Here is a 15873-nt window from a genome sequence, read left to right on the forward strand (position 1 = left end):
GCCGGGGTGTCAGGACTCCGAGGTCTCAGGCCTCGATGCCGGCGGCGTGCTCGGCCGCCTCGACGACGTTGTTGACCAGCAGCGCGCGGGTCATGGGGCCGACGCCGCCGGGGTTGGGGCTGATCCACGAGGCGACCTCGGCGACGGCCGGGTCCACGTCGCCCACGAGCTTCGCCTTCCCGCCCTCGGCGTCCTCCTGGCGGGAGACGCCGACGTCGAGCACGATCGCGCCGGGCTTGACGTCCTCGGGCCGGACCAGGTGGGCGACGCCCGCGGCGGCGACGATCACGTCGGCGCGGCGGAGGTGCGCGGGGAGGTCCGTCGTGCCGGTGTGGGTGAGGGTGACGGTCGCGTTGATGGCGCGGCGGGTCATCAGCGCGCCGATCGAGCGGCCGACAGTGACGCCGCGGCCGATCACGACCACGTCCTTGCCCTTGAGGTCGAGGTCGTGCCGCATGAGCAGCTCGATCACGGCCCGGGGCGTGCAGGGCAGCGGGGTATGGATCGGCGAGTAGGCGTTCAGGACCAGGCGGCCGAGGTTCGTGGGGTGGAGGCCGTCGGCGTCCTTGGCGGGGTCGATCCGCTCGAGGATCGCATCGGTGTCGATGTGCTTCGGCAGCGGCAGCTGGACGATGTAGCCGGTGCAGGCGGGGTCGGCGTTGAGCTCGTCGACGACCGCCTCGACCTCCTCCTGGGTGGCGTCGGCCGGGAGGTGCTTCTGGATCGAGTTCAGGCCGATCTGCTCGCTGTCGCGGTGCTTGCCGCGCACATAGGCGGCGCTGCCCGGGTCGTCGCCGACCAGCACGGTCGCGAGCCCGGGACGAGGGCGACCGGCGTCGACCAGGCGGGTGACGCGCTCGGCGAGCTCCTGCTTGATCGCCTTCGCGGTGGCCTTGCCGTCGAGGATCTGGGCGGTCATGACGCTCTCCTTCGATGAGGGGTCTCGGTGAGGTGGTCGGCGGGGTGGGCCCGGGAGGTCCGGCCGAGGGACCGGTGCCCCGGTCGAGCGCGGTCCCGCCCCGGGCGCCGGCGGGCCGATGCGGGACGGGCGGGGTCCGGACACCGCGGCCTCCGGACCCCGCCCGCGGGGATCAGTACTGCTGCAGCTCGGGGTAGAGCGGCTTGGACTCGGCGAGCTTCGCGGTGCGGGCCCTGAGGGACTCGACGTCGGCCCCGCCGGTGAGCGCCAGCGCGATCACGTCGGCGACCTCGGTGAACTCCGCCGCGCCGAAGCCGCGGGTGGCGAGCGCCGGGGTGCCGATGCGCAGGCCCGAGGTGACCCGCGGCGGGCGCGGGTCGTTGGGGACCGCGTTGCGGTTCACGGTGATGCCGGCCTCGTGCAGGCGGTCCTCCGCCTGCTGGCCGTCCAGCTCGGAGTCGACGAGGTCCACGAGCACCAGGTGCACGTCGGTGCCGCCGGAGATGACCTTGACGCCTGCCGCCTTGGCGTCCTCCCGCTGGAGGCGGTCGGCGAGGATCTGCGCGCCCTCGAGGGTGCGGGCCTGGCGGTCCTTGAAGTCCTCCGAGGCGGCGATCTTCAGTGCCACGGCCTTCGCGGCGACGACGTGCATGAGCGGGCCGCCCTGCTGGCCGGGGAACACGGCCGAGTCGATCTTCTTCGCCCACTTCTCCTTGCACAGGATCATGCCGGAGCGGGGGCCGCCGATGGTCTTGTGGATGGTGGTGGAGACGACGTCCGCGTAGGGGACCGGGCTGGGGTGCAGCCCCGCGGCGACCAGACCCGCGAAGTGCGCCATGTCGACCCACAGCGCGGCGCCGACCTCGTCGGCGATCTCGCGGAAGCGGGGGAAGTCGAGCTGGCGGGTGTAGGCGGACCAGCCGGCGACGATGACCTTGGGCTGCTCGGCGATCGCGAGCTCGCGCACCTTGTCCATGTCGATCAGGCCCGTGCCCGGCTCGGTCTCGTACGCGACGATGTCGTAGAGACGGCCGGAGAAGTTGATCTTCATGCCGTGGGTGAGGTGGCCGCCGTGGGCGAGGGAGAGGCCCATGAGCTTGTCGCCCGGGCGGGCGAGGGCGTGCATCACCGCGGCGTTCGCGGTCGCGCCCGAGTGCGGCTGGACGTTCGCGTGCTCGGCGCCGAACAGGGCCTTCGCGCGGTCGATCGCGATCTGCTCCGCGACGTCGACCTCCTCGCAGCCTCCGTAGTAGCGCTTGCCGGGGTAGCCCTCGGCGTACTTGTTGGTCAGGACCGAGCCCTGCACCTGCAGGACCGAGCGGGGGACGAAGTTCTCCGAGGCGATCATCTCGAGCGTGCCCTGCTGTCGGGCCAGCTCGCGGTCGAGCACCTGGGCGATCTCGGGATCGATGTCGGCGACAGACTTGTCGAGGACGTTCACGTGGCCTCCTGTGGCGGTGTGAGGGGGCGGCGAGCAGCCGTCACGCCATCCTAGGCCGGGAGCTGCGGCGGGGACGCCCGCATCCAGGGATCGGCGCCCGTCCCGAGCGGGACGGACGCCGAGCCGTCCTCCCCCAGCTCAGAGGTCGAGGCCGAGGCGCACCGGCTCGGGCTCCAGGTGGATCCCGTAGCGCTCCTCGACCCGCGACTGGACGTCGTGGGCGAGGGCGACGAGGTCCTCGCTGGAGGCGCCGCCGCGGTTGGTCAGCGCGAGGGAGTGCTTGGTGGAGACCGAGGCCCGCTCCCCCACCGCATGGCCGCGCTCGATCCCGGAGTGGCTGATGAGCCAGGCGGCGCTGGTCTTGACCCTGCCCTCGCCCGCGTCGTAGCGCGGCGCCTGCTCGGGCAGAGCCGCGGCGTCCTCGACGGGGAGGATCGGGTTGGTGAAGAAGGAGCCGGCGCTCCAGGTGTCGTGATCGGCGGCGTCCAGGACCATGCCCTTGCTGCCGCGCACGCGCAGCACCGCCTCGCGCACCTGGCTCATCGGCACCCGGTCCCCCACCTCGACGCCGAGCTCCGCGGCGAGCTGGGCGTAGCGGATCGGGGCGGAGAGAGAGCCGATGGTGTGCTGGAAGGTCACCGACAGCACCACGTAGCGGCCGGTCGCCGACGGGACGGGTCCGCTGTACCGGGTGCGCTTGAAGACGCTGTCGCGATAGGCGAAGCCGCAGTCGACGGCGAAGAAGGTGCGCACCGCTCCCTTCTCGCGGTCCCAGGTGCGCACGCGGGAGATCGTCGAGGCGACCTCCTGGCCGTAGGCGCCGACGTTCTGGATCGGGGTCGCGCCGACGGTGCCGGGGATGCCGGAGAGCGCCTCGATGCCGACCATCTCGCGGGCGATCGCGTAGCGCACGGCCCGGTCCCAGTTCACGCCCGCGAAGTACTCGACGATCGCCCCGCCGCAGGTGGGATCCAGCGGGGTGAGCTCGGCCGGGTCCACGGGGATCCCGTCGGGCTCGCCGGAGGCGCCGACCTCGCAGGTCGCGTCCAGCAGCGGCGGATCCTCGGGGTCGCGGAGCAGCACGACGGTGCCCTCGAAGGGCTCGTCGGAGGCGACGAGGTTCGAGCCGCCGCCGAGGACGAGCAGCGGCTCCCCCGCCTCGTCCGCGGCGGAGACCGCGGCGATCACCTCGTCGGCCGTGCGGGCCTCGACGAGGTTCCGGATCTCCCCGCCGATGCGGAGGGTGGTCAGGTCGGCGAGCCTCATGCCGCTCCTGCCGCGTCGGCCTCGGCGTCCTGCGTGCGGCGCGGCAGCGCGAGGGTCGCGCGGGCCCGCCCCAGCACCTTCTCCCCGTCGACGACGGCGGCGAGGTCGACGCGTGCGGTGCCCGCGGACTCGTCGATCGCACCGACTGTCGCGACGACCTCGAGCGCGACCTCGCCGGTGGCGGGCACGGGCACCATGCCGGTGAAGCGGGTGGAGTAGGCGGTGAGCAGGGTCGGGTCGCCGACGGCCTCGAGCAGGCCGGTGATGGCCGTGCCCATGGTGAGCATGCCGTGGGCGATGACGCCGGGCAGCCCGGCCTGCTCGGCGACGGCGTCGTTGTAGTGGATCGGGTTGAAGTCGCCGGAGGCACCGGCGTAGCGGACCAGCGCGTCGCGGTCGAGGGTGTGGACGGTGCGGGAGAGCTCGTCGCCGACGGACAGGGCGGCGAGGTCGAGCGGGCGGGCGTCGGGGGTGGGGCTGGTGGTCATCGGTGCTCCTGGTGTGGCATCTGCGGCGGGGCCGCGAGGGGCGAGGGAGACGGCGCCGGGGCGCCGCGGGGCGAGGCGGCGGGCTCAGTCCCCGCGCACGACGAGCATGCTGCGCACGGCGGCGACCTCGGCGCCGTCCTCGTCGGCGAGGTCGACGCGGGTGGTGACCATGGCGTGCCCTCCGGCGGCGCGGACCGACTCGACGGTGAGGGTCGGCACGAGGCGGTCGCCGGCGACGACGGGACGGTGCAGGGTGAAGGACTCCTCGCCGTGGACCACGCGGGAGAAGTCGATGCCGGCGGCGGGGTCCTCGACGTACTGCGCCTCGGTGGCCTGGGCGAGGGAGACGAGGAACGTGGGCGGCGCCACGACGTCGGCGTGCCCGGCGGCGCGGGCGGCCTCGGGATCGGTGTGCAGCGGGGAGCGGGCGCCGGTGGCTCGGGCGAACTCGACGATCTTCGCGGCCGAGACGGTGTGCACGGGGCCCGCCGGGTAGGTGCGGCCGGCGAAGGCGGGATCGGGGCTGGTGGTCACTGTGTCTCCCGAGGTCGGGTCGGCGCGGGGGCCGACGGATGCGGTCCCTCCGATCATCTCACCGCCCCCGCTCCCCCGCGGTGCGGCCCGCGCGAGGCACGGGGGCCGGACATGACGAAGGCCACCCGGCAGTGCCGGGTGGCCTTCGTGGATGCTGCGGCGGGACCGCTCAGCGGGTCTCGCGGTGCGCCGTCTGCTTGCCGCAGGTCGGGCAGAACTTCGAGAGCTCCAGCCGATCCGGGGTGTTGCGACGATTCTTCTTGGTGATGTAGTTGCGCGCCTTGCAGTCGACACACGCCATGGTGATCTTGGGACGCACGTCAGAGCTCTTGCTCGCCACGGTTCGCCTCTTTCGTCCGGGTGACGCACCCGGCGGTGCGCCTCGTGGGTCCCCGTGCTCGGGGGATGTGGAATCTGCACTCCGGTGGGGACCGGTGTGGTACCGAGGGCGGGGATCGAACCCGCGACCTCACGATTATGAGTCGTGCGCTCTAACCGTCTGAGCTACCCCGGCGTGACCGATGAAACGGCCCGATCTCGAATGAGACCGGGCCGCCGCATCCATCAGAGCCCTGAAAGGGAATCGAACCCTTGACCTTCTCCTTACCATGGAGACGCTCTGCCGACTGAGCTATCAGGGCAACCCGGTGAACCTTACCCGCCTCATTGCCCGGAGGCAATTCGAGGGGCGGTCCCCGTGCTTCGGATCACAGGGATCCTCCGCGTGGCAGATGAGGGATTCGAACCCCCGTAGGCAATGCCAGCTGATTTACAGTCAGCTCCCTTTGGCCGCTCGGGTAATCTGCCGCGACCCTCTCCCGCCACCCGCCGGACTCTCGTCCCACGGCCGCCGGAAGCGGACTCGAAACAGCATAGCGGGGTCCCGGCCGCGGCGCGAACCCAGAAGGGGCTCTCGGGGCATGAGAGGCGTCACAGCCGTCCCGCCGCTGGTCGCAGCCCCTCTGCGGCGGCCCCTCGGAGACCGGGGAGCGCTCCCGGACCCGGCATGGGACGATCACTGGACAGACCCGCCCGTTCGACGTGGTGGCGGCCCTCGCGGGCCGCCCGGAGGAGGACCCGATGGCCGATTCATCGTTCGACATCGTCAGCAAGCTCGACCGCCAGGAGGTCGACAACGCCGTGAACCAGGCCGTGAAGGAGGTCGGCCAGCGCTACGACTTCCGGAACACCGGCGCCTCGATCACCCTCGGCGGCGACGAGATCGTGATGACCGCCAACGCCGAGGAGCGCGTGCTCGCGGTGCTGGACGTGCTGCAGTCCAAGCTGATCCGCCGCGGGATCTCGCTCAAGGCCCTCGACGTGGGCGAGCCCAAGCAGTCCGGCAAGGAGGTGCGCCTGGCGGCCTCGCTCAAGGAGGGCATCTCCACCGAGGACGCGAAGAAGATCTCGAAGATCATCCGGGACGAGGGCCCCAAGAGCATCAAGGCACGGATCGAGGGCGACGAGCTGCGCGTCTCCTCCAAGAGCCGCGACGACCTGCAGTCCGTGATCGCGCTGCTGAAGGGCAAGGACCTCGAGGTCGCCCTCCAGTTCGTGAACTACCGCTGACGTCGACTGCCGCTGACGTCCGGTTCCCCGACAGCCGCTGAGCCCGGCCTCGCCGCACCCCCGCTCCCGCGCCGGCGGGACGGGGGTGCGGCGCGTCCAGGCACTGGCGGTTCCTCCCTCCCCCGCACCGCGCTGGATATCTTCGGATCTCCGCGCGCGGAGGCTGCGCGGCGCGGATCCGTCGAGGGAAGGGGTGCGATGACCAGCGGCACGATCCTGGTGATCGGGGCGACCGGAGGGGTCGGTCGCCACGTGGTGAGGTGCGCGGTCGAGGCAGGACTGCACCCGCGGGCCCTCGTGCGCAGCACGGAGCGGGCCGCCCGGCTGCTCCCCGTGGAGACGGAGCTCCTCGCCGGCGAGGCGACGATGCCCGTGGACATGGCGCGCGCCCTCGAGGGAGCCGACGGAGTGATCCTCGCCCACGGCTCGCACGGCGCGCCGGGCGAGGCGGAGGCCGTGGACTACGGGATCGTCCGCGTGCTCGTCGAGTGCCTCCTCGCCTCCGGGCACCCGGTGCGGGTGACCCTCATGTCGACGCTCGGAGTGACGGTGCACGATTCGCAGCACGACCGCGTCACGGGCCTGGCCACGTGGAAGCATCGCGCGGAGCGCCTGCTGCGCGTCAGCGGTCTGCCGTGCACGATCGTGCGCCCGGGCTGGTTCGACTACGAGGCGCAGGACGAGCACCGGCTGGTCGCCCGCCAGGGCGATGGTCGGCGCGGTGGCTCCCCGGCCGACGGGGCGATCTCCCGCGAGCAGCTCGCCCGGGTGCTGCTCGCGGCGCACACCACGGCCGACGCGACCGGGCTGACCCTCGAGGTGGTCGCCGAGCGCGGCCCGGAGCAGTCGCAGCTGGACTCGCTCTTCGCAGGGCTCCGCGCCGACGTCCCCGGGGAGGTGGACGGAGCCCTCGACCCGGACACGCTGCCGCTCGGCGCCGAGCCGGACCGGGTGCTCGAGGATCTGCGTCGCATCGCGGCCGCGGCGGACGCGCGCGAGGCCGGCGCGGTCACGGCCTGAGTCGCAGGCCCGGAGACGGCGGCGCGACCGCCGAGCAGCGAACACCGCGCACCGAGACCGAGCACCGAGGACCGAGGACCGAGGAGCAGGGTCCCGATCGGCGCGTTCCCGGGCATCACGAAGGCCCCGCCCCCACCACGACGGGGGGACGGGGCCTGCGCGACGAAGAACCGCTCAGCTCACTGCTGGTTCGAGGTGGTGTCCTGCTCCTCGGCGTGGTTCGTCAGCTCATCACCCTTGGCCGTGAACGCCTCGACCAGGCTGTTCACCGGACCGTTCACGAACGAGTTCCACGCCTCGACATACGCGTCGTAGTCCGGACCGACCCACTCCACCGACGTCACCAGACGCGTCACCTCGTCGACCTTCTCGACAACCTGCTCGCCCGCCTTGAGGACCTCCTGAGCGACCTCGCGCCCCTCCTCCGGATTCATACCCTTGAAAGCCATCACAAACCCCTTTCGCCCCGAACCCGGAGCAGATCACTGCTGAAGAAAGAAAAACCTAGAAGCCGAGAGAACCCAGCAGATCAGGAAGAAGCCTCACGCTGCTGCTGAGCGTTCTTCTTCGCACGCTCAGCGAACTCGCCCAGCTGCGTCACGACATCCTGGACCAGACCGCCCAGAGTCCCCTCGAACTCCGACACGTACTTGTCGCGGTCCTCACCGGTCCAGTCGAAATCCGTCACACGACCCTGCACCGTCGTGTAGATGGTGTTGACATCCTCGCCGGACGTCTCCGCCGTGGTGCCCATCTGCTCCACAGCCTCAGGGTTCATACCCTTCTTCATGGTGTCCTCCACATCGTCGAAAGAATCAGATCCCCACCCACCGAACCGGACCTCCGCGACCCCCAAGGCCACTTCCTCGATCCCTGTCCCCCAGGTGATGACACCACCCTAGAACCACCCACCACACCTTGGCGATGGGGACAACTCCCCATCCCCCTCCCCATCCGCCCGGACCCGCATCCTTGCAGGTCAGCGTCGAACTGCGGTCGGATCGGGCTGTGGACAGCTCCGGCAGCTCCCCTGCTGCGCCGCTGGATCAACTCGTACGGGACGCCGGGAGCCGGCCCCGTCGACCCCGTCGTCACCGGCGCCCGGGGCGCGGTCGCCGCACGACCCCACGCGCTGGACACCGGGGACCGATCGGCGCTCGACCCCACGCGCTGGGCACCGGGGCGCGATCGGCGCACGGGCCCACACCCCGGGCGCCGGGGCCCGACCGTCGCGTTCCCGGGCATCACGAAGGCCCCGCCCCCACCACGACGGGGGACGGGGCCTGCGCGACGAAGAACCGCTCAGCTCACTGCTGGTTCGAGGTGGTGTCCTGCTCCTCGGCGTGGTTCGTCAGCTCATCACCCTTGGCCGTGAACGCCTCGACCAGGCTGTTCACCGGACCGTTCACGAACGAGTTCCACGCCTCGACATACGCGTCGTAGTCCGGACCGACCCACTCCACCGACGTCACCAGACGCGTCACCTCGTCGACCTTCTCGACAACCTGCTCGCCCGCCTTGAGGACCTCCTGAGCGACCTCGCGCCCCTCCTCCGGATTCATACCCTTGAAAGCCATCACAAACCCCTTTCGCCCCGAACCCGGAGCAGATCACTGCTGAAGAAAGAAAAACCTAGAAGCCGAGAGAACCCAGCAGATCAGGAAGAAGCCTCACGCTGCTGCTGAGCGTTCTTCTTCGCACGCTCAGCGAACTCGCCCAGCTGCGTCACGACATCCTGGACCAGACCGCCCAGAGTCCCCTCGAACTCCGACACGTACTTGTCGCGGTCCTCACCGGTCCAGTCGAAATCCGTCACACGACCCTGCACCGTCGTGTAGATGGTGTTGACATCCTCGCCGGACGTCTCCGCCGTGGTGCCCATCTGCTCCACAGCCTCAGGGTTCATACCCTTCTTCATGGTGTCCTCCACATCGTCGAAAGAATCAGATCCCCACCCACCGAACCGGACCTCCGCGACCCCCAAGGCCACTTCCTCGATCCCTGTCCCCCAGGTGATGACACCACCCTAGAACCACCCACCACACCTTGGCGATGGGGACAACTCCCCAGGCAGAGGTCCCCGTGCACCGCTCCCCACGCGACGCCTCGTGGCACCTCGCCGGGCCGTCGCCTCGCCGTCGCGTCCCGAGGACCTCGACAGGGTCGACCGGACGGCCTCGCCCCGGACGGCCGGAGGGCGCCGGCCACGATGGCCGGCGCCCTCCGGGGACGATGCGGTGGCGGGGTCAGTCCAGGGTCAGCTGCAGGGAGTCCTGGATGGCGCGGACGGTCTCGATCTCCTCGTCGGCGCTCTCCGCTCCGCAGCTGCCCACGATCTCGAGCACATCGGCGGCCACGCCCCCGCGGTCGATCACGGCGTAGCGCGCGGCCTGCACCACGGTCGGGCGGCCGGGCTGGGTGTAGCCGTACTCGCTCGCGATCCAGGTGGTGCCCTCGATCTCGATCTCCCCGGTGCCGAGCTCCTCGAGCTCGGGCAGGGAGGCCTTGCGCTGCTCGAGGCCGGCGCCCGCCGCCTCGAGGGTGAACTCCGGTCCGAAGCGCTGCACGGTCACGACCACGTTCGCGCGGAAGCGCCCGTCGACGCGGGGCTGGGCGACGGCGAGCTGCACTCCCGGAACCGTGAGCGGCTCCCAGTCCTCCGGCACCTCGACCCGGACCCGAGGGGGCGCAGGGAAATCGGCGCTCGGATACTCGATGCTCTTCACGGTGCTGTGCTCCATTCGTCCCCCCTGGCACTGTCCGCGACAAAGATACCAGGCAGGGGAGAGGCCCTAGCGGTGCTCCGCCCGGGCCTCTCCCCACCCCTGTCGCCGTCCGTGACGGCGCGGTCCTGCACCGCCTCAGCTGGAGGTGGCCTCCTGCTCGGTGGCGTTGCGGTCGGCGGTGTCGCCGAGCTCGTTGACCGCGTTCATGATCTGCTGCAGCGCGGGGACCATCTCCCCGGACCACTGGCCGCGGAAGCGATCCGCGTCGGGGCCGGTCCAGTCCACGTCCTCCAGGCCCCGGGTGAGCTCCTGCTCGATCCGCGTGATCTCCTCGGCCGCTTCGCGCAGCTGGCCGGACATCCGCTTGACCTCGTCGACGTTCATACCCTTCGTGGCGTTCACGATGCGGGTTCCCCTTCCTGTTCACCGGCTCCTGCGCCCCCTGCGGTGCACCGGGCCTCTTGCGTGCTCGACAGCCCTCACTGTAGGGCGATCCGCCGGAGGCGACCATGGGGAGGAGTCCCCATGGGGACGGAGCACCCCTCCGGACGCGTCGCGGGGGCCTCAGGGGCGGGCTCGACGCCCCTCCCCGTCGGCCCCCGAGAGCGGCCCTCAGCCCGACGTGATCTGCGCGACCTGCAGCTTCATCGCCCGACCGCTGTAGACGAGGAAGCCGCGGCCGGCCGGGAAGTCGGCCCGACGGATCCTCCCCAGTCCGGTGCCGAGCAGCGAGTCGCCGTCCATGTCGCTGGGCTGGAGCAGCAGCCCGCGCCGTCCGGCCTTGAACGGCTGGGCGAGGACGTAGGCCTGGGACCACGAGGCGGACTCGTTCTCGCCCACCACGAACTGGCCCTCGCGGGTGCTGGCGCGGATGAGCTTGTCGAGGTCGTTCTCCACGCCGGTGCCGGTGAAGTCGGCGACCCCGTCGATGAACAGGGCCAGGCGCCCCTCCCCCACCGAGCCGGACTCGATCGTCTGGCGGAGCTGGCCGGCGAGCTCGCGCACGGTGTCCGGGTCGGAGGCCTCCACGTCCCAGACGGGCAGCCCGGTCAGCGGGGTGCGGCGGGAGGAGAAGCGGACCAGGCGCATGGGGTTCTCCATCGCCTTGAGGCCGGTGGCGATGGTGAGCATCGCGGTGGTGCGACCCGATCCCATGGGGCCGGTGACCATGAAGGCGCCGCGCGGCTCGTAGGTGATCTCGGCGAGGGTCTCGTCGGCCAGGCCGAGGACGGGCCGGCCGCCGACGACGGGGCGGAGCGTCGAGAGCTCGACCCGCTCGGGCAGGCGCTCGATGGTGGGCGCCTCGGGCACGCCGGCGCGCCGCATCGCCTGGGCGAGCTTGGCGACCTCGCGGGACTGGATCGCGACGTTCGAGTCGCCGCCGTGCACCGCGATCTGCACCTCGTGGCCGTCGAGGATGGAGCGTCCCGGGGGCGAGGTGCCGTCCAGGACGTCCTTGGGCTCGCCGAAGGCCGAGTAGTCGTCGGCGCTGGCCATGCGGTGGATGAGGCGGCGCTGGATCGAGGAGCCGAGCGAGGTGGGGATCGCATTGGGGCGGTCGCCGGTGACGATGACGTGCACGCCCACCTGGCGGCCGTCGGTCGCGATCTGCACGAAGGTGGTGAACCACTTCGAGAGGTTCGAGAAGTCGTAGGCCTCGCGGAAGGCGGCCATGCCGTCGACCAGCAGCAGCACGCGCGGGGTGTCGGACTTCCCGGTCAGCTCCCGGTACTCGGCCACGGACCCGGCGCGATGCTTCGCGAACTCGCGGGCGCGGTCGTCGATCAGCTCCCGCAGGGTGCGCAGCAGGCGGATCACGCGCTCCTCGTCGTCGCCCGCGATGATCGAGCCGACGTGCGGGAGGTCCTCGAGCATGGTCAGGCCCGAGGCGCCGAAGTCGAGCCCGTACACGTGGACGGGGCCGCCGCGCACCGTCGAGGCGGCGGAGATCGCGATGGTGCGCAGCGTGGTCGACTTGCCGGAGCCGCCGGTGCCGTAGATCGCCATGTTGCCGTCGCGATCGGGATAGTAGGAGACGGTCGGCTGGGACTGCTCCTCGGGCACGTCCATCACCCCCAGCAGCAGCTCCTCGTCGGTGCGGCGCGTGGGCAGGCGCGAGAGGTCGTAGGCGTCGGCCAGCTCGGACAGCCACGGCTTGCGGGGCGCGGGCACGCCGGCGCGCTCGGCGGCGGCCTTCACCGTCGCGACGACGCGGGAGATGTCGTTGGGGCCGGGGTCCTTGACCTCCTTGGTCGGCGGGGAGGGGATGTCCCACTGCTCGCCGGTGCCGAAGTCCTTCTCGACGATGTCGATGCGTGCCCGCTCGGGCTCGTGGGTGGTCCACCCTCCCGCGTAGCCGGTCTGGAAGGTCGCGATGCGGCCGGGGCCGGTCTTCGCCGCGGCGCGGCCCGGGATGCCGGGGTCGAAGTGGGCGGCCATCTTGTCGCCGAGGATGTCCTTGGAGTCGGCCTCGTCGGCCATGCGCAGCGCGATGCGGAGGTTCGTGTTGGCGCGCAGGTTGTCCTTGATGACGCCGGCGGGCCGCTGCGTCGCGAGGATCAGGTGCAGGCCCAGGGAGCGGCCTCGTGCGGCGACGTCCACGACGCCGTCGACGAACTCGGGGATCTCCTTCGCCAGCGCCGCGAACTCGTCGACGATGATGATCAGGCTGGGCGGGGCCTCGGGGTCGCCGGTCCGCTCGAGGGAGACGAGGTCCTTGGCCTTCTTCCGGTTCAGCAGGTGCTCGCGATGGTGCAGCTCCGCCCGCAGCGAGGTGAGCGCGCGTCGCACCAGGTGCTGGGAGAGATCGGTGACCAGGCCCACGGTGTGCGGCAGGTCGACGGCATCTGCGAAGGCGGCGCCGCCCTTGTAGTCCACGAACAGGAAGGTGACCCGGTCGGGGCTGTGCGCGGTGGCCATGCCCATCACCCAGGCCTGCAGGAACTCGGACTTGCCGGCGCCGGTGGTGCCGCCGACGAGGGCGTGGGGGCCGTTGGTGCGCAGGTCGAGGTGGAAGGCGTCCTGGCCGTTGTGGCCGATGAGCCCCCGGAGGTTCGCGTCGTGCTTGCGGCGCTGGGGCTCGGAGCCGTCGCGCGGGGTGAGGGAGTTGTTCTCCTTCCACCGCTCGATGATGTGGTCGGGGTCCTCGGCCATCGCCATGCCGCCGAGCTTGAGATAGGAGATCGCGCGGGGGAGGTCGGAGTCGTCGTCGACGGGGACGCCCGCGTCGACGACGGGCGCGAGGTGGCGGGCCACGCCGGCGGCGACGTCGACGGAGACGGTCTCGACGGTGACGGGGTAGAACCGCTCCCCCACCCGCACGTGCCCGGCGCTCGCGCCCTCGATCGACTCGTCCACGGAGACGTAGGTGCGGCAGGCCGCGGGCAGCGCGGCGATGTTCGCGGCGCACCAGATCACGTGCACGCCGACGTCGGGGCCGCGCTCGGCGATGCGCACCAGGCGCGCCCGGTCCACGGGGGCGTCGTCCTCGATGATCACCACCAGGCTCGGGGTGATCGGCTCCGGCGGGATCTGCGGCTCCTCGGTGACGTCGACGGTCATCGGGGTGCGCAGGGCGGGCGGCGCATCGCCGGCGCGCTGCTCGATCAGCTCCTCGATCCGCGAGAGGAGGGAGGTGCCGCGACCGGGGGTGTCGGCGAGGTGGTCGCCGGGCAGCGGGGAGTGCGGGCTGGAGGTGTGCGGCAGCCACTTCAGCCACTGCCACATGTCGCGGCTGGAGCGGGAGGTGATCGCGGCCAGCGCGATCTCCGCCGGGGAGTGCAGGGCGAAGAGCTGGGTGACGATGCCGCGGGCGACCCCGTCGGCCTCCTCGCCGCCGCCGGCGACGCCGAGGTTGCCCGCGTACCTCAGCTCCGCGACCACCGGCACGCCGGCGATCATCTTGTACTCCTCGTGCATGTCGTCGAGCATGTCGTAGTACTTCGGGATGGCATCGTTCTCGCCGGGCATGTCGATGCCCACCCGGGACTCCGCGATGCCCAGTCCCAGGCGCACGGTGCCGAAGGCGTTGTGCTCGGGGCGATGCGTCCACAGCAGACGCCCGAGGCGGAAGGCCGCGTCGACGGTGTCCGCGGCCGAGGGCGCCTCGACCAGACGCACCGCCCGCTCGAGGTCCTGGGCGGCGGTGACGCGGCGCTTGAGGGAGGCGAGTCCCTCCTCGAAGTTCGCGATCTGCCGCTCGAGCATCTTCTTCTGCTGGAACTTGCGGTTGAGATACCCGGCCGTCGCCATCATCGGCATCATGAACACGAACATGAGCGAGAAGGGGCTGCGGGTCAGCGAGAACATGAAGCCGCCCATGAGGAGCGGGGCGAACATCATGAAGATCGGGAAGAACTGGGGGTTCGGCTCCTTCGGCGGCGTCGGCGCCTTCAGCGGTCGGTAGGGGAAGCGCGGCACCACGCGCGGGGACCGGTTGAACTCGACCACCGGGGAGCTGGGGGCGGTGCCGCCGAGGCGGTGCAGGAGGATCACCGAGAAGGTGGTCCCGCCGATCAGCACCGTGTCCGAAGGGCCGATCACGGCGCGCTGGACCTGCTCGCCGCCGATCACCACGCCGTTGGAGGAGTGCAGGTCGACGATCTCGATGGTGTCGCCGACGTTGATGCGGGCGTGGCGCTTGGAGAGCATCGGGTCGGCGATGCGGATGTCGAGATCGCCCTCGCGCCCGATCACGCTGGACCCCGAGGGCAGCGGGTACTCGCGTCCCGACTCGGGGCCGGAGAGGACGCGCATCAGTGCGACCGCGGCGCCGCGGGACTCGGAGCGGGTGGCGTACTCGCTCGAGGAGCGGGCGATGGAGACGATGCTGCCGGAGCGCAGACCGGCCTGGATCAGGTCGATCGAGCGGTCCAGGGAGCGCACGCCGTTCGCGCCGGGTCCGGCACCGGGGTCCTGGACCTGGAGGGTCAGCCCGTCGGGCGGCTCGACCTCGCTGCGCAGCGGGTCGGCGAGGTACAGGGCGTTCGCGACGTCGGCGACGGTCGCGGTCGCGTCCGCGGTCACCTCCAGATCGGTCAGCCGGTCCTCGGGCCTGCGCAGCGTGAGCTTGATGCGCATCTGGTCTCCTCCCCCTGGCGGGCCCCTCGCCCGCCGTCCTGATCCCCGCGTCGGGGATCGGCTCCGTCCGTCCGGCTCGATCCCCGGCGGGGCGGCCTACTCGTCGTCCTCGTCCTGGGACTGGTCCAGCAGCGGCAGGTCCTCGCTCGTCACCAGCCGTGAGAAGACGGCGTGCTCGACGAGGCGGGCCCGTCGGTTGGAGGCGAGCTTGCCGGGCCCGCCGCGCAGCCCTCGCACCCCGAGCCGGTCGAGCTTGTCGCAGACGTTGTCGAGCTTGCGGTTGAACTTCGTCAGCTGCCAGCCCAGGCGCTTCGAGGCCTGCGCCGAGGTGGGCACCGAGCTCATTCCGGAGCCCTCGCGGGTGAGCATCGGCTCGGCGAGCGCGAGGATCAGCAGCTTCTGGCTCGGGGTCAGCTGGACGGAGCCGACGGTGGTCTCCCCCGCCGGGTCGTCGGGGCCTGCGATCCGCGCGAACTCCGGGGACTCCGCGTGCACGGACAGGTCGTAGGTGGTGGGGCCGGCGGTGAAGACCACCTTGGTCACGTCGAAGACGAGCGGGATGCGCGCGCCGGGCGCGAGCCAGGCCTGCATCGAGCCGGTGCCGTCGGTGATCGTCGCCGAGAGCCGCGCCCCGATGTTCACCAGCCACCACATCGACTCGACCTGCACGATCGTCAGGAAGCGTCGGTGGAGGAAGGGGTTGTTCTCGTCGATCGTGAGGTCCGCCTCGCGACCGATCGTGAGCTCCTCCCCGTCCTCGACGCGGTACCACTCGCCGCAGAACTCGACCGAGATCGTCGATGCCATGGTCACTGCTCTCCTGTGTGTCGG

General features: G+C 71.4%; 16 protein-coding genes and 3 tRNA genes. 2 read left to right on the forward strand and 17 right to left on the reverse strand.

Annotated features, from left to right (window positions below; all coding sequences use genetic code 11):
* Positions 1 to 25: 25 nt before the first annotated feature.
* The 9 genes from DS079_RS12890 to DS079_RS12930 all read right to left on the reverse strand — a co-directional run bounded on the left by DS079_RS12890 (position 26) and on the right by DS079_RS12930 (position 5455).
* Positions 26 to 919 carry a bifunctional methylenetetrahydrofolate dehydrogenase/methenyltetrahydrofolate cyclohydrolase gene (locus DS079_RS12890; RefSeq protein WP_126988281.1) on the reverse strand — a complete coding sequence of 298 codons (894 nt, stop codon included), beginning with the start codon at positions 917 to 919 and terminating at the stop codon, positions 26 to 28.
* Positions 920 to 1091: 172 nt separating this feature from the next.
* Positions 1092 to 2360: a serine hydroxymethyltransferase gene (locus DS079_RS12895; protein WP_126988282.1), complete on the reverse strand. Its 1269-nt coding sequence runs from the start codon at positions 2358 to 2360 to the stop codon at positions 1092 to 1094.
* 138 nt (positions 2361 to 2498) lie between these two features.
* A complete protein-coding gene (locus DS079_RS12900; RefSeq protein WP_126988283.1) occupies positions 2499 to 3626 on the reverse strand; it encodes a UDP-N-acetylmuramate dehydrogenase in 1128 nt (375 codons plus the stop codon).
* Positions 3623 to 4114 carry a MaoC/PaaZ C-terminal domain-containing protein gene (locus tag DS079_RS12905; protein ID WP_126988284.1) on the reverse strand — a complete coding sequence of 164 codons (492 nt, stop codon included), beginning with the start codon at positions 4112 to 4114 and terminating at the stop codon, positions 3623 to 3625. The genes DS079_RS12900 and DS079_RS12905 overlap by 4 nt, the downstream gene beginning before the upstream one ends.
* Positions 4115 to 4198: 84 nt before the next feature.
* Complete coding sequence (locus tag DS079_RS12910; RefSeq protein ID WP_126988285.1) at positions 4199 to 4648, reverse strand: MaoC family dehydratase; 450 nt, start codon at positions 4646 to 4648, stop codon at positions 4199 to 4201.
* A gap of 169 nt (positions 4649 to 4817) precedes the next feature.
* Positions 4818 to 4988, reverse strand: coding sequence for a 50S ribosomal protein L33 (gene rpmG, locus DS079_RS12915; protein WP_029360274.1), 171 nt, complete (start codon positions 4986 to 4988; stop codon positions 4818 to 4820).
* A gap of 97 nt (positions 4989 to 5085) precedes the next feature.
* A tRNA-Met gene (locus DS079_RS12920) sits at positions 5086 to 5162 on the reverse strand.
* A 54-nt stretch (positions 5163 to 5216) separates the two neighbouring features.
* Positions 5217 to 5289: transfer RNA gene (locus DS079_RS12925), tRNA-Thr, on the reverse strand.
* Positions 5290 to 5373: 84 nt separating this feature from the next.
* Positions 5374 to 5455, reverse strand: a tRNA-Tyr gene (locus DS079_RS12930).
* Positions 5456 to 5728: 273 nt separating this feature from the next.
* Between DS079_RS12930 and DS079_RS12935 the strand changes: the two genes are divergently transcribed.
* Positions 5729 to 6217 (forward strand): YajQ family cyclic di-GMP-binding protein, encoded by a 489-nt coding sequence (locus tag DS079_RS12935; RefSeq protein ID WP_010549872.1) that lies wholly within the window; start codon positions 5729 to 5731, stop codon positions 6215 to 6217.
* A gap of 198 nt (positions 6218 to 6415) precedes the next feature.
* Complete coding sequence (locus DS079_RS12940; RefSeq protein ID WP_126988286.1) at positions 6416 to 7237, forward strand: SDR family oxidoreductase; 822 nt, start codon at positions 6416 to 6418, stop codon at positions 7235 to 7237.
* A gap of 179 nt (positions 7238 to 7416) precedes the next feature.
* Here DS079_RS12940 and DS079_RS12945 read toward each other — a convergent pair whose 3' ends face one another.
* The 8 genes from DS079_RS12945 to DS079_RS12980 all read right to left on the reverse strand — a co-directional run bounded on the left by DS079_RS12945 (position 7417) and on the right by DS079_RS12980 (position 15849).
* Complete coding sequence (locus DS079_RS12945; protein WP_126988287.1) at positions 7417 to 7686, reverse strand: hypothetical protein; 270 nt, start codon at positions 7684 to 7686, stop codon at positions 7417 to 7419.
* Between the two features lie 80 nt (positions 7687 to 7766).
* Complete coding sequence (locus DS079_RS12950; protein ID WP_157998631.1) at positions 7767 to 8027, reverse strand: hypothetical protein; 261 nt, start codon at positions 8025 to 8027, stop codon at positions 7767 to 7769.
* A gap of 517 nt (positions 8028 to 8544) precedes the next feature.
* A complete protein-coding gene (locus DS079_RS12955; RefSeq protein WP_126988287.1) occupies positions 8545 to 8814 on the reverse strand; it encodes a hypothetical protein in 270 nt (89 codons plus the stop codon).
* A gap of 80 nt (positions 8815 to 8894) precedes the next feature.
* Positions 8895 to 9155, reverse strand: coding sequence for a hypothetical protein (locus DS079_RS12960; protein ID WP_157998631.1), 261 nt, complete (start codon positions 9153 to 9155; stop codon positions 8895 to 8897).
* 328 nt (positions 9156 to 9483) lie between these two features.
* On the reverse strand, positions 9484 to 9978 hold the full coding sequence (locus DS079_RS12965) for a hypothetical protein (protein WP_126988288.1): 495 nt from the start codon (positions 9976 to 9978) through the stop codon (positions 9484 to 9486).
* Between the two features lie 120 nt (positions 9979 to 10098).
* Entirely contained in the window at positions 10099 to 10365 is a 267-nt protein-coding gene (locus DS079_RS12970; protein ID WP_126988289.1) for a WXG100 family type VII secretion target, read from the reverse strand.
* 210 nt (positions 10366 to 10575) lie between these two features.
* Entirely contained in the window at positions 10576 to 15042 is a 4467-nt protein-coding gene (locus DS079_RS12975) for an FtsK/SpoIIIE domain-containing protein (RefSeq protein ID WP_126988290.1), read from the reverse strand.
* A 96-nt stretch (positions 15043 to 15138) separates the two neighbouring features.
* On the reverse strand, positions 15139 to 15849 hold the full coding sequence (locus DS079_RS12980; RefSeq protein ID WP_126988291.1) for an FHA domain-containing protein: 711 nt from the start codon (positions 15847 to 15849) through the stop codon (positions 15139 to 15141).
* Positions 15850 to 15873: the final 24 nt, after the last annotated feature.

Source organism: Brachybacterium paraconglomeratum (genome assembly GCF_003994255.1).
GTDB classification, from domain to species: domain Bacteria; phylum Actinomycetota; class Actinomycetes; order Actinomycetales; family Dermabacteraceae; genus Brachybacterium; species Brachybacterium conglomeratum.

Bases quoted from the DNA above. Each gene is read 5' to 3' on its own strand.
- DS079_RS12890 (WP_126988281.1), bottom strand. From the start codon at position 919: ATGACCGCCCAGATCCTCGACGGCAAGGCCACCGCGAAGGCGATCAAG.
- DS079_RS12900 (WP_126988283.1), bottom strand. From the start codon at position 3,626: ATGAGGCTCGCCGACCTGACCACCCTCCGCATCGGCGGGGAGATCCGG.
- DS079_RS12905 (WP_126988284.1), bottom strand. From the start codon at position 4,114: ATGACCACCAGCCCCACCCCCGACGCCCGCCCGCTCGACCTCGCCGCC.
- DS079_RS12935 (WP_010549872.1), top strand. From the start codon at position 5,729: ATGGCCGATTCATCGTTCGACATCGTCAGCAAGCTCGACCGCCAGGAG.
- DS079_RS12940 (WP_126988286.1), top strand. From the start codon at position 6,416: ATGACCAGCGGCACGATCCTGGTGATCGGGGCGACCGGAGGGGTCGGT.
- DS079_RS12945 (WP_126988287.1), bottom strand. From the start codon at position 7,686: ATGGCTTTCAAGGGTATGAATCCGGAGGAGGGGCGCGAGGTCGCTCAG.
- DS079_RS12950 (WP_157998631.1), bottom strand. From the start codon at position 8,027: ATGAAGAAGGGTATGAACCCTGAGGCTGTGGAGCAGATGGGCACCACG.
- DS079_RS12955 (WP_126988287.1), bottom strand. From the start codon at position 8,814: ATGGCTTTCAAGGGTATGAATCCGGAGGAGGGGCGCGAGGTCGCTCAG.
- DS079_RS12960 (WP_157998631.1), bottom strand. From the start codon at position 9,155: ATGAAGAAGGGTATGAACCCTGAGGCTGTGGAGCAGATGGGCACCACG.
- DS079_RS12965 (WP_126988288.1), bottom strand. From the start codon at position 9,978: ATGGAGCACAGCACCGTGAAGAGCATCGAGTATCCGAGCGCCGATTTC.
- DS079_RS12975 (WP_126988290.1), bottom strand. From the start codon at position 15,042: ATGCGCATCAAGCTCACGCTGCGCAGGCCCGAGGACCGGCTGACCGAT.
- DS079_RS12980 (WP_126988291.1), bottom strand. From the start codon at position 15,849: ATGGCATCGACGATCTCGGTCGAGTTCTGCGGCGAGTGGTACCGCGTC.